Raw genomic sequence first — 11,943 nt, 5'->3', positions numbered from 1 at the left:
GGTCAGCGTGGAGTACCGCATAGAGGACTTGGCGCACCACAGCGGCGCGACGGTGCGCACGATCCGCGCCTATCAGGACCGCGGGCTGCTCCCCCGCCCGGAGCGGCGCGGCCGGTCCAATGTGTACGGGGAGGCCCATCTGGCGCGGCTCCGGCAGATCGCCGACCTGCTCGACCGTGGCTACACCCTGGCCTCCATCAAGGAACTCCTGGAGGCCTGGGACACCGGTCGGGGCCTCGGCGGGGTGCTCGGCCTGGCCGCGGAGGTCGACGGTCCCTGGACGGACGAGAAGGCTGACCGGATCACGCGCGCGGAGCTCGACGCCGCGTTCGGCGGCGTCCCGGACGAGGCTGCGGTGGCCGACGCGGTCTCGCTCGGGGTGCTGGAGCCGGTGGCGGGACGCGAGGACGAGTTCCTGGTACCGAGCCCTCAAGAGCTGGCCGTGGCAGTGGAGTTGCATGCGGCGGGCGTTCCGTTGTCGGCGATTGCCGGGCATTTGCGGGAGTTGAGGGCGCAGGTCGAACATATAGCTTCCCGTTTCCTGGACTTCACCACGGAGCACGTTTTCGCGCGCTACCTGGGTCACCATCCTCCGACGGAGGCGGATGCCGCCGAGGCCGCGTCGCTCGTACGCAGGCTCAGACCACTCGCCCAGCAGTCGGTGGACGCCGAACTCGCTCGTGCCATGCGCTTGTTCGCGACCCGCCACCTGCGTCAGCAGCTCGACCCGGCCCTCGCGGCCGATCCGGTCGAGGAGCCGCAAAGCGTCGCCCTCCCGGCATCCACAATGCGCGCGGTTCGGGCGCTGGTTGGGGAAAGCAACGCGGCGGCGTTCATAGCGGCAGCCACGGAACGCGAGGTGCAGGCGCGGACATTGGACGCACTTGCGACAACTGACCATAATTAGAACATTGTTGGGTAAGTCCCGCCTATAGCTTGTTGGTTGTCCACAGAATTATCAACTGGCCTGTGGATAACCGCACTTGGCTGTGGATCAAACCTGCGGGCCCGAATTCATAGATGAAAGGTCGGTGGACAAAAATCAAGTGCGCGGAGAACGAATCAGCGGAACGCTGGGGCATGCAAGAAGGACCCCCCGACGCCGACTCACGACATGACGCGGCGGACCGGCGGGGGCGCTCCCCCGATGAGCGGCGCACCGTGAAAGTGTCCAAGTATTTGTCGAGGCACCTGCGGCATCAGCCCGACCGGATCGGGCTCGCCCTCGACGAGAACGGCTGGGTGGAGATCGACGCGCTTCTGGCCGCGGCCGCCGCGCACCGTTTCCCCTTCACCCGTGCCGAGCTCGACCACGTGGTGGCCGTCAACGACAAGCAGCGCTTCGCCGTGGACGGCGGCCGGATCCGCGCTCAGCAGGGACACTCCGTGGGCGTCGACCTCGGCCTGCCCCCGGCGACCCCGCCCGCGTACCTCTACCACGGCACCGTGGCCGCCCACCTGGCCGCGATCCGTGCGCAAGGGCTGCGTCCCATGAACCGGCACGCCGTGCATCTCTCGGCCGACCGCGAGACCGCGACGCGCGTCGGTGCCCGGCGTGGGCGGCCCGTCGTCCTGTCCGTCGACGCGGGCGCGATGCACCGTGACGGCCATGTCTTCCAGGTCAGCGGCAATGGCGTCTGGCTCACGGCCGCCGTACCGCCTGAGTGCCTGCGCTTCCCCGGCCCCCACTGAGCGGGCGGGCATGATCGGTTGCATGGAGCATCTGCACAGCACCGAGGCCGCCCTCACCGCCCTGCGCTCGATCGCCCGCGAGTACGGCCGGGAGATCGAGGTCTCGCACGACATCGGCGCCGACCAGACCTCGCGCCGCACCGCCGCGGGCGTCGGCGTGACGGCGGATCCCGACGGGTCGCTGCCGCACGAGGCCTTCGTGCAGTTCGGCGGCTCGCCCCGGATCTCGGTGCGGCTCTATCCCGACGACGACGGGGACGCCGACGCGCTGATCACCGTGGAGGGCGTCGAGTGCCCGGACGTGCCGCGGGACTCCGTGCCCGCCTTCGTACGGTCGGTCCTCAGCGGGCTCGCGTACGTCAGGGGCAGACGTTTCCCGCCGGGCTACCGCCTGATCGTGCCGCTGCCCGGCGACGAGACGTACAAGGAGTTCATCCCGATGGTCACCCTCACGCCCTGGCTCAGCGCCCGGGTCCGTTGAGCGAGCGCCTCCAAAAAGGCCTCCGGAAAGACAAGGTGCCAGGCGCCGGGTGCCCTGAGCCCCGCCGTCCGGGCTTTCCGCGGCGTACCGTCCGTACCGCGTGCCTCCGTACCTCCGTACCGCCCGCGCTCAGCGCAGCTGCGCCAGGGCTTCGGTGGCGATCTGCTCGAAGACGGCCTGGTCGGCGGCGAAGTCCGAGTCGGGGACCGGGGCGTGGACCACGATCTCGGTGAAGCCCAGTTCGACGTGCTTGCCCGCGAAGTCGACGAAGGCGTCGAGGGATTCCAGGGGCCGGTTGCGGTCCGGGGTGAAGCCGGTCAGCAAGACCTTGTCCAGTTCGGCCACGTCACGCCCGATGTCCGCGCACGCCTTGTCGAGCTTCTCGATCTGCCCCTGGATCGCCTCGCGGGACTGCTCGGGCGTACCCCCCTCGGAGAGCTTCGGGTCGCCCGTGGTCACCCACGCCTGGCCGTGCCGCGCCGCGAGCCGCAGACCGCGCGGGCCGGTCGCGGCCACCGCGAAGGGCAGCCGGGGCCGCTGGACGCAGCCCGGGATGTCGCGGGCCTCGGTCGCCGAGTAGAAGGTTCCCTCGTACGTCACCGAGTCCTCGGTCAGCAGGCGGTCGAGCAGCGGGACGAACTCACCGAACCGGTCGGCACGTTCGTGCGGCGTCCAGGGTTCCTGGTCCTTCTTGAGGAGCGTCGTGGCATCGAAGCCGTTGCCGCCAGCGCCGATGCCGAGGGTGATCCGCCCGCCGGAGATGTCGTCGAGCGAGATCAGTTCCTTGGCGAGGGTCACCGGGTGACGGAAATTGGGCGAGGTCACGAGCGTGCCCAGGCGCAGCCGCTCGGTGGCCGCCGCCGCGGCGGTCAGCGTGGGCACCGCGCCGAACCACGGGCCGTCACGGAAACTGCGCCAGGCCAGGTGGTCGTATGTGTACGCGGCGTGGAAGCCCAGCTCCTCGGCGCGCAGCCACTGGTCGCGCCCGCCTTCGTGCCAGCGACGGACGGGAAGGATCACGGTGCTCAGACGCAGGCTCATGCCTCCGAGCTTACGGTGACGCGCACAGGCCCCGGCGGCCACCGGGACCCCATGAGTCAGTCCTGGGCAGGGCGGGAGACCGACGGCACTCAAATGTGCGCCCCAGCGCACGGCCGTGCGGCATATGCGGGAGAATCGACGGCGTGACCTCAGCTAACCCAGGGCCCCAGCCCCCGGCCGACACCGCCCCGGCCGCTCCCGCCCCCGCCGGGCAGCGCCCGCGGACCCGGCTGATCGCGACGGACCTGGACGGCACGCTGCTGCGCGACGACAAGTCGGTCTCCGACCGCACGGTCGCCGCGCTCGCCGCCGCCGAGGAGGCCGGGATCGAGGTCTTCTTCGTGACCGGCCGCCCGGCCCGCTGGATGGACGTCGTCAGCGCCCACGTCCACGGCCACGGTCTCGCCATCTGCGGGAACGGCGCGGCGGTGGTCGACCTGCACGGCGGCCCCGGCACCCACAGCTTCGTAAAGACCCGCGAGCTGGAGCGGGCGTGCGCGCTGGACGTGGTCCGCAGGCTGCGCGCCGCCTCGCCGGGCACGTCCTTCGCGGTGGAGCGGACCGGGGGACTGCACCACGAGGAAACGTATCCGCCGCTGCACATGGAGCCCGGCGAGAGCGTCGCGCCCGCCGAGAAGCTGCTCGCCGAGGACCCCGGCGACCCGGTCGTCGCCGAGCAGCCCGTCCTGAAGGTCCTCGCCTTCCACCCCGAACTCGCGCCCGACGACTTCCTGGTGCTGGCCCGCGCGGCCATCGGCGACCGGGCGACGGTCACCCGCTCCAGCCCCAGCGCGCTCCTGGAGATCAGCGGTCCCGGCGTCTCCAAGGCCAGCACACTGGAGCTGTGCTGCGCCGAGCGCGGCATCTCCCCCGAGGAAGTCGTCGCCTTCGGAGACATGCCGAACGACATCGAGATGCTGACCTGGGCCGGTACGTCGTACGCGATGGGCAACGCCCACCCGGACGTCATAGCCGCCGCCTCCGGGCGCACGGTCGCCAACAACGACGACGGGGTCGCCGTCGTGATCGAGCGGATCGTGGCGGAGCGCCGGGAGCGGAACTCCTAGAGTTCGACGCCCCGTTCCGCCAGCCACTTCCGCGGGTCGACGCCCGACCCGAGATACGGGGTGAGCCGCGTCTCGAAGTGCAGATGCGGCCCGGTCGAGTTGCCGCTCGTGCCGGCCTGGCCGATCCACTGGCCGGTGCGCACCTTGTCCCCCTGATCGACGGCGGCGGCCGCTAGATGCGCGTACTGCGTGAAGTACCCGCCGGGGTGGCGCACCAGGACCTCGATGCCGAAGGCCCCGCCGCACGACACGCTCTCCACCCGGCCCGCGCCGACCGACCGCACGGGCGTCCCGATGTCGACCGCGAAGTCCTGCCCGGTGTGCCGGCGCGCCCAGCGTTTCCCGGTGCTGTCGAAGCCCGCGGAGAGTTCGTACGTCTTCACGGGCGTGACCCACGCGCGCGTGGAGGCCTTCTTCTTCGGCTGGCGCAGACGGACGGCGCCCCGGCACTTCCCTGCGGCCACCGCCCGGTCGGCCTCACCTTGGAGGGCCCACTGGGCCGACTCCAGCTTCCGCTCGATGCCACGCTTCAGCACCGCCAGGCGTGTCAGGCGCCGGTCCAGGCCTTGCTCGGCCTGGTCCGCCTCGCGTTTGGCGGCCGTGAGGCGGGCCACGGCGCGGCGCGTCTTCATGACGGCACTGTTGACGGCGAGGTCGGCCTGCAACTGGACCTGCTTGCCGCGCAACAGCGCGTCGGGACTGTCGGCCAGGAGCAGCTGCGCGGTGTAAGGGAGGCCGCCGCCGGTGCGGTACTGGGCGCTCGCCAGCCGACCGAGGTCACCGTGGAGCACCGCGACGTCGTGCTGTTTCTCGGAGAGGAGTCGGTTCAGTTTCCGAACCTTCGCCCTCTGGAGGTGTGCCGCCCGTCGGCCCTCTTCGTAGCGGGCCGTCGCGAGGGAGGCCTCTTCGTAGAGGCGTGCCACATCCGCGCTCGTACTTGGCCCCTCGGAGGCGGCAGCGGGCGGGGTGGGCCCGAGCAGCGCGCACAGCAGTGCCGACACACTGAGGAGAGGGTGCGGACGACGGTGGCTCTGGCGCATGTCACGGATCGTTGCCCGCGGCGGTGGCGCGGGCGCGGCTGGACTCGTGCACTTGGGGGGCACGGTGCCCCGTACGGGCCACGGAGATACCGCCGAACAGGGCTGCCGGGGGGCGCTGCCCGGCCGGCGGCCAGTGCCGCCCCGCCGCAGATCAGTACGGCGCCTGCCAGACCACCGTCGTGCCGCCGCCGTCCTCTCCGATGCCGGGTCCGTACCAGCTGTCGCCGCCCAGCGACTCGGCCCGCCTCTTGAGGTTCTTCAGGCCGCTGCGCCGGCCGCCCTCCGCGATGCCCACCCCGTCGTCGGCGACCGTCAGCCGCACGCCCCGCCGGTCGCCGGGCAGCAGCACCGTCGAGTCGACGACGACGTCGATGCGGGCGGCGTGCGCGTGCCGGAAGGCGTTGGACAGGGCCTCCCGCAGGGCCGCGATGAGGTTTTTCCCCGTCAGCTCGCCCACGACGGTGTCGACGGGGCCCACGAAGTGGTGCGAGGGCTTGAAGCCGAGCGGGACGGCGGCCATGTTGATCTCCCGGAGCACTCGGGTGCGCAGCCCCGACGGCGCCTCGGCCGGTCCCTGCTGAAGCGCGAAGATCGCCGTACGGATCTCCTGGATCGTCACGTCCAGCTCGTCGACCGCCTTGCCGACGCCGACCTGCACCTCCGGCACGACAGACCTGCGCTGGGCGCTCTCCAGCATCATCCCGGTGGCGAAGAGCCGCTGGATGACCAGGTCGTGCAGGTCCCTGGCGATCCGGTCGCGGTCCTCGTACACCGCGAGCCGCTCCCGGTCCCGCTGCGCCTCGGCCATCATCAGCGCGAGCGCGGCCTGCGAGGCGAACTGGGCGGCGAGCGTCCGCTCGGCCTCGGTGAAGGGACGTGCCCCGCGCGCGCGGGGCGTCACTAGGGTGCCGAGGACCCGGCCGTCGCTCTGCAACGGCAGCATCATGACGGGGCCGTAGCGGCCGGCAAGGTGCGTCACGGTACGGGGGTCGGTCGCCGCGTCGTCGATGAAGACCGCCTGCCCTTCGAGCAGTTGGGAGACGATGCGGCTCTCCGCGGGGACGACCATGCCGAGTGCCCCGGTGGGTTCGTCCGAGGAGACGGCGACGACCTCCATGCCGCCCTCGTCGTCGGGCAGCAGCACGATTCCGGCGGCCGAGTCCGCGAGGTGCCTGGCCTGCTCGGCGACGACGGCGAGGGCGTCGTCCGCGTCACTTCCGGAGAGCAGCGCCGTGGTGACCGCCACGGAGCCGTCGATCCAGCGTTCGCGCTGCTTGGCGGCTTCGTAGAGGCGCGCGTTGCCGATGGCGATACCGGCCTCGGTGGCCAGGACGCGCACCATGTGCACGTCGTAGTCGTTGAACTCGGCTCCGTCCCGCTTCTCGGTCAGATAGAGGTTGCCGAAGATCTCCCCCTGGACGCGGATGGGGACGCCGAGGAAGGTCCGCATCGGCGGGTGGTGGGCAGGGAAACCGCAGGAGCGCGGGTCGGTGGAGAGATCGGCGAGGCGCAGCGTCCTCGGCTGGTGGATGAGGGCGCCGAGGAGCCCCTTGTGGCCGTCGGGCAGCCGCCCGATCCGCTCGGCCGTCCGCGCGTCGATGCCGTGGAAGACGAAGTCGGAGAGCCCGTCGCCGTCTTCGGAGACGACGCCGATCGCGGCGTAGTGGGCGTCCGCCAGCTCGGCGGCGGTCTCGCAGATGCGGTCCAGGGTGGTGTGGAGTTCGAGCCCGGTGCCGACCGACCGCATGGCTTCGAGGAGCTGCGGTACCCGCGAGGCCAGCTCGGGCGAGAGCCCCTGAAGGCTGTGGGGCGCCCGCGCCGCCGAGTCCGCCGAGTCCGGTGGGCCGTCGGGGAGAGGGGGGTCGGCGGAGGCCGAGGGGACTGACATGCCTTTGAGCCTAGTTAGTCCTATTTGCAGGGGAAAGTTGAAGCGAAGGTCCAGCCCGCGCGCCGGTCCAAGGTCCAGTCCGAGCTCCGGTCCAAGGTCCAGCCCGCGCACCGGTCCAAGGTTTCCGAGGTTCAGTACCTGCCGTGTCAGCCCACCGTGAGCAGATCCGCCGCTCGCTCCACCTCCAGCATCCGCCGCAGCGGACCCTCCACCGCCGCCAGCTCCGCGTACGTGCCGCGCTGCGCGACCCTCCCCGCGTCGAGGACGATCACCTCGTCGACCGCGTCGAGCCCGGCCAGCCGGTGCGTGATGAGCAGCGTCGTACGCCCCTGCGTCGCGGCCAGCAGATCGGCGGTGAGGGCGTCCGCGGTCGGCAGGTCAAGGTGCTCGGCGGGCTCGTCGAGCACCAGGACGGGGAAGTCCGCGAGCAGCGCGCGGGCCAGCGCGAGCCGCTGACGCTGCCCTCCGGAGAGCCGCGCGCCGTGCTCACCGACGAGTGTGTCGAGCCCGTCGGGCAGCGAGCCGACCCAGCCGTCGAGCCGCGCCCGCTCCAAGGCGTCCCGCAGTTCGCCCTCCGTGGCGTCCTTCTTGGCGAGCAGCAGGTTCTCGCGCACCGAGCTGTCGAAGATGTGCGCGTCCTGGGCGCACAGCCCGACCATGCCGCGCACCGTGTCGCCGTCCAGCGTGGCCGCGTCCACACCACCGAGCGTGTACGTCCCTTCGTACGCCCCCAGGAACCGCAGCAGCACCTGGGCAAGCGTCGTCTTGCCGGAACCGGAGGGGCCGACCACGGCGATCCGCCGCCCCCGCTCCAACGTCAGGTCGACGCCCGCGAGCGCGTCCCCCGCCTGCCCCTCGTGGCGGGCGCGCAGTGCTCCGACGCGCAGCGGGAAGGGCGAGCCGGGCGCCTGGGCGGGCACGGCGGGCTCCGGTACGGGCTCGGCCGCGTCGAGGACCTCGTGGACGCGCTCGGCACTCTTCTTGACCCGCTGGCGGTACTGCACGGCGAGCGGCAGCCCCAGCACCGCCTCGAAGGCGGCGAGCGGCGTGAGCACGACCACGGCGAGGACGACACCGCTCAGCCGCCCGTCCTGCACCGCCTGCACACCGGCGAGCGCGGCCGCGGTCACCGTCAGCCCGGTGGCGAGCGCGCCGAGCCCGTCACCGAGCGCGGTGGCGGTGGCGCCCCGGGAGGCGATCCGCGTCAGCTCGGCGTCGGCTTCCCTGGCCTTGGCCGTACGACGCTTCAGCGCACCGGCGACGGTCAACTCGGCGGTGCCGGTGAGCAGGTCCGCCACCCGCGTGGCGAGCACCCCGCGCGCGGGAGCCAGCTTCCGTTCCGCGCGGCGCGCCACGGCGCCGCTCAGCAGCGGGACCCCGACCCCCGCGGCGAGCAGGCCGACGGCGAGCACCGCACCGGCCTCGGGCAGCAGCCAGGCGGTGAAGCCGACGGCTCCCGTGCTCACCACGGCCGCGGCGGACGTGGGCAGCAGCCAGCGCAGCCAGTAGTCCTGAAGGGCGTCGACGTCGGCGACCAGCCGGGAGAGGAGGTCGCCCCGGCGGGTGGCGCGCAGCCCGGCGGGGGCGAGCCGCTCCAGGCGCCGGTACACGGCGACGCGGGTGTCGGCCAGCATCCGCAGCACGGCGTCGTGCGAGACGAGGCGCTCGGCGTACCGGAAGACGGCACGGCCGATGCCGAAGGCACGGGTCGCCGTCACGGCGATCATCAGATACATCACCGGCGGCTGCTCCGAGGCCCGCGAGATCAGCCACCCGGACGTCGCCATGAGCCCCACCGCGCTGCCGAGCGCGAGCGAGCCGAGGAGCAGCGCGAGCGCCAGCTGCCCGCGCCGGGTCCCCGCGGCCTCCCGTACCCGGGCCAGGACCCCGTGCCGGGCCCGGACCGCCCGCGAGCCGTCCAGCGGCGGCACGGGGTCACCGAAGGCTCCGGCGCCCCCGGTGGCATCGACCAGGGCTTCGGCCGCCCCGGCCCCCGGAGGCCGGCCCGCCCCCAGCCGCACCATCCGGTCCGCACCAGCCGGCCGCACCACCCGATCCGTGCCGGCCAACCGCACCACCCGGTCCGCGACGGCCAGCAGCGCCGGCCGGTGCACGACCAGCAGGACGGTCCGGTCGACGGCCAGCCGCCGGACGGCCTCGACGACCTCGGCCTCGGTCCCGCCGTCCAGCGCCGCCGTCGGCTCGTCGAGGAGCACCACGGGCCGATCGGCCAGGAACGCCCGCGCCAGCGCGAGCCGCTGCCGCTGCCCGGCGGAGAGCCCCGCCCCGTCCTCCCCGAGCGGGGTCTCGGCCCCGGCGGGCAGCGCGTCCACGAACTCCAGGGCTCCCGCGTCCCGCAGGGCCTCCCGCAGCTGCGCCTCGGAGGCATCGGGCCGCGCGAGCCGTACGTTCTCCGCGATGGTCCCGGCGAAGAGGTGCGGCCGCTGCGGCACCCACGCGATGCGCTCGCGCCACCGCTCCGGCGAGACGTCCGCGAGGTCGACGTCCCCGACACGCACCCGCCCCTCGGTGGGCCGCACAAAGCCGAGCACCACGTTCAGGAGGGTCGACTTGCCCACCCCACTGGGCCCCACGAGCGCCACGGTCTCCCCGGGCGCGACGGTGAAGGACGCCCCGGAGACCGCGTCCGTGGCCCGCCCGGGATAGCGGACCGTCACACCCTCCACGCTCAGTGCACCCGTGGGCGCGGCCCCCGCCCCGGCGGTCGGCACCGGGGTCTCAAGGACCTCGAAGATCTCCTCGGCGGCGGCCAGGCCCTCCGCCGCCGCGTGGTACTGCGCACCGACCTGGCGCAGCGGCAGATAGGCCTCGGGCGCGAGGACGAGGATGACGAGACCGACGTACAAGTCCATCTCGCCGTGGACGAGCCGCAGGCCGATGGTCACCGCGACCAGCGCGACCGAGATGGTGGCGAGCAGTTCCAGGGCGAAGGAGGACAGGAAGGCGATGCGCAGTGTGCGCATCGTCGCCTGCCGGTACTCGCCGGTGATCCTCCGGATCGACTCGGCCTGTGCCTTGGCGCGGCCGAACACCTTCAGGGTGGGCAGGCCCGCCACGACGTCGAGGAAGTGTCCCGAGAGCCTTGAGAGCAGGCGCCACTGACGGTCCATGCGGTTCTGCGTCGCCCAGCCGATCAGGATCATGAAGACCGGGATCAGCGGCAGCGTCACGACGATGATCGCCGCCGAGACCCAGTCCTCGGTGACGATGCGGGCGAGCACCGCCACCGGGACCACCACCGCGAGGCCCAGCTGCGGCAGGTAGCGCGAGAAGTAGTCGTCGAGCGCGTCCACGCCACGCGTCGCGAGGGACACCAGCGAACCGGTCCGCTGCCCGGTCAGCCACCCGGGTCCCAGCTCGCCGGCCCGTTCCAGGAGCCGCCCGCGCAGCTCGGACTTGACCGCCGCGCTCGCCCGGTGCGCGGCGAGCTCGGTCAGCCAGGAGACCAGGCCCCGTCCGGCCGCGACCAGGGCGAGCAGCAGCAGCGGCCTGCCCAGATCGCCGGCGGAGAGGCCCTGCTGGAAGGCGCCCACCACGATCTCGGCGATGAGCATCGCCTGCCCGATGACCAGGCCCGCACCGACCAACCCCAGCGCCACCACCGCGACGAGGAAGAGACGAGTGGCACGGGCGTACCGAAACAGGCGCGGGTCGATCGGTTTCACGTGAAACACACCTTCCGGGAAACCACGGGGAGGCTCAGTGGGCGGGATCGGGCGCGATGTGCTGCGTACCGATCCGCTTGCGGAACACCCAGTACGTCCACCCCTGGTAGAGCATCACCACGGGCGCCGCGATCACCGCGCACCAGGTCATGATCTTCAGGGTGTACGGGCTGGACGAGGCATTGGTGACCGTGAGGCTCCACTCCTCGTTCAGCGACGACGGCATGACGTTCGGGAAGAGCGTCAGGAAGAGCATCGCGACGGTCGCCGCGATCGTGATGCCGGAGAGTGCGAACGACCAGCCCTCGCGCCCCGCCCTGATCGCCACGATGGCACCGAGCAGCGCCACGACCGCCACGGCCATCGCGACCAGGCTCTTGCCGTCGCCGTTGTCCAGCTGGGTCCACGTCAGGAAGCCCAGCGCCAGCACGGCCGTGACGAGCCCGAGGCCAAGGGCCAGCTTCCGCGCCCGCATCCGGATGTCGCCCACCGTCTTGAGCGCGGCGAACACCGCGCCGTGGAAGGTGAACAGCGTCAGGGTGACCAGACCGCCGAGGATCGCGTACGGGTTGAGCAGGTCCCCGAAGGTGCCCACGTACTCCTTGTGGGCGTCGATCTTGACGCCGCGCGTGATGTTCCCGAAGGCCACGCCCCACATCACCGCCGGGATCAGCGACGTCCAGAAGATCGCGTGCTCCCAGTTGGTCTGCCACCGCTCCTCGGGCCGCTTCGCGCGGTACTCGAAGGCGACACCGCGCACGATGAGGCAGATCAGGATGATCAGCAGAGGCAGGTAGAAGCCGGAGAAGAGCGTGGCGTACCACTCGGGGAAGGCCGCGAAGGTCGCGCCGCCCGCCGTGAGCAGCCACACCTCGTTTCCGTCCCACACGGGGCCGATGGTGTTGATGAGGACCCGCTTCTCGACCCGGTCGCGGGCGAGCAGCTTGGTCAGGACGCCGATACCGAAGTCGAAGCCCTCCAGGAAGAAGTAGCCGATCCACAGAACGGCGATCAGTACGAACCAGATGTCGTGGAGTTCCATGTCCTG

Annotated in this window: 9 protein-coding genes; 4 read left to right on the top strand and 5 right to left on the bottom strand. The window is 72.1% G+C overall.

The window, feature by feature from the left end:
- The first annotated feature begins 7 nt into the window (after nt 1–7).
- The 3 genes from ACF062_RS23790 to ACF062_RS23780 all read left to right on the top strand — a co-directional run bounded on the left by ACF062_RS23790 (nt 8) and on the right by ACF062_RS23780 (nt 2,173).
- Nucleotides 8–907, top strand: coding sequence for a MerR family transcriptional regulator (locus tag ACF062_RS23790; RefSeq protein ID WP_392140990.1), 900 nt, complete (start codon nt 8–10; stop codon nt 905–907).
- Nucleotides 908–1,080: 173 nt separating this feature from the next.
- The gene (locus ACF062_RS23785) at nt 1,081–1,692 is read left to right on the top strand and encodes an RNA 2'-phosphotransferase (protein ID WP_392140988.1); all 612 of its coding nucleotides are present in this window, start codon (nt 1,081–1,083) and stop codon (nt 1,690–1,692) included.
- Between the two features lie 22 nt (nt 1,693–1,714).
- The gene (locus tag ACF062_RS23780; RefSeq protein ID WP_392140986.1) at nt 1,715–2,173 is read left to right on the top strand and encodes a hypothetical protein; all 459 of its coding nucleotides are present in this window, start codon (nt 1,715–1,717) and stop codon (nt 2,171–2,173) included.
- Between the two features lie 129 nt (nt 2,174–2,302).
- Here ACF062_RS23780 and ACF062_RS23775 read toward each other — a convergent pair whose 3' ends face one another.
- Complete coding sequence (locus tag ACF062_RS23775; RefSeq protein WP_392140985.1) at nt 2,303–3,214, bottom strand: LLM class flavin-dependent oxidoreductase; 912 nt, start codon at nt 3,212–3,214, stop codon at nt 2,303–2,305.
- A 143-nt stretch (nt 3,215–3,357) separates the two neighbouring features.
- Here ACF062_RS23775 and ACF062_RS23770 point away from each other — a divergent pair, with 143 nt between their 5' ends.
- Entirely contained in the window at nt 3,358–4,281 is a 924-nt protein-coding gene (locus ACF062_RS23770; protein ID WP_392140983.1) for a Cof-type HAD-IIB family hydrolase, read from the top strand.
- Here ACF062_RS23770 and ACF062_RS23765 read toward each other — a convergent pair.
- From ACF062_RS23765 to cydB, 4 genes are all read right to left on the bottom strand, one after another.
- The gene (locus ACF062_RS23765; protein WP_392140981.1) at nt 4,278–5,321 is read right to left on the bottom strand and encodes a M23 family metallopeptidase; all 1,044 of its coding nucleotides are present in this window, start codon (nt 5,319–5,321) and stop codon (nt 4,278–4,280) included. The genes ACF062_RS23770 and ACF062_RS23765 overlap by 4 nt on opposite strands.
- A gap of 151 nt (nt 5,322–5,472) precedes the next feature.
- Complete coding sequence (locus tag ACF062_RS23760; RefSeq protein ID WP_392140979.1) at nt 5,473–7,209, bottom strand: GAF domain-containing sensor histidine kinase; 1,737 nt, start codon at nt 7,207–7,209, stop codon at nt 5,473–5,475.
- A gap of 146 nt (nt 7,210–7,355) precedes the next feature.
- Nucleotides 7,356–10,895: a thiol reductant ABC exporter subunit CydD gene (cydD, locus tag ACF062_RS23755; protein WP_392140977.1), complete on the bottom strand. Its 3,540-nt coding sequence runs from the start codon at nt 10,893–10,895 to the stop codon at nt 7,356–7,358.
- A gap of 34 nt (nt 10,896–10,929) precedes the next feature.
- Nucleotides 10,930–11,937: a cytochrome d ubiquinol oxidase subunit II gene (gene cydB / locus ACF062_RS23750; RefSeq protein ID WP_392140975.1), complete on the bottom strand. Its 1,008-nt coding sequence runs from the start codon at nt 11,935–11,937 to the stop codon at nt 10,930–10,932.
- Between the last annotated feature and the right edge of the window lie 6 nt (nt 11,938–11,943).

Origin of the sequence: Streptomyces sp. NPDC015345 (genome assembly GCF_043078805.1) — a bacterium.
In the GTDB taxonomy this organism is placed as follows: Bacteria; Actinomycetota; Actinomycetes; order Streptomycetales; family Streptomycetaceae; genus Streptomyces.
Note: the sequence above shows the minus strand (reverse complement) of the source record. Positions and strands in the feature narration are given on the sequence as shown.

What these genes read in the sequence shown, in the direction of transcription:
- ACF062_RS23785 (WP_392140988.1), top strand. Translation starts at nt 1,081, where the DNA reads ATGCAAGAAGGACCCCCCGACGCCGACTCACGACATGACGCGGCGGAC.
- ACF062_RS23780 (WP_392140986.1), top strand. Translation starts at nt 1,715, where the DNA reads ATGGAGCATCTGCACAGCACCGAGGCCGCCCTCACCGCCCTGCGCTCG.
- ACF062_RS23775 (WP_392140985.1), bottom strand. Translation starts at nt 3,214, where the DNA reads ATGAGCCTGCGTCTGAGCACCGTGATCCTTCCCGTCCGTCGCTGGCAC.
- ACF062_RS23765 (WP_392140981.1), bottom strand. Translation starts at nt 5,321, where the DNA reads ATGCGCCAGAGCCACCGTCGTCCGCACCCTCTCCTCAGTGTGTCGGCA.
- ACF062_RS23760 (WP_392140979.1), bottom strand. Translation starts at nt 7,209, where the DNA reads ATGTCAGTCCCCTCGGCCTCCGCCGACCCCCCTCTCCCCGACGGCCCA.
- cydB (WP_392140975.1), bottom strand. Translation starts at nt 11,937, where the DNA reads ATGGAACTCCACGACATCTGGTTCGTACTGATCGCCGTTCTGTGGATC.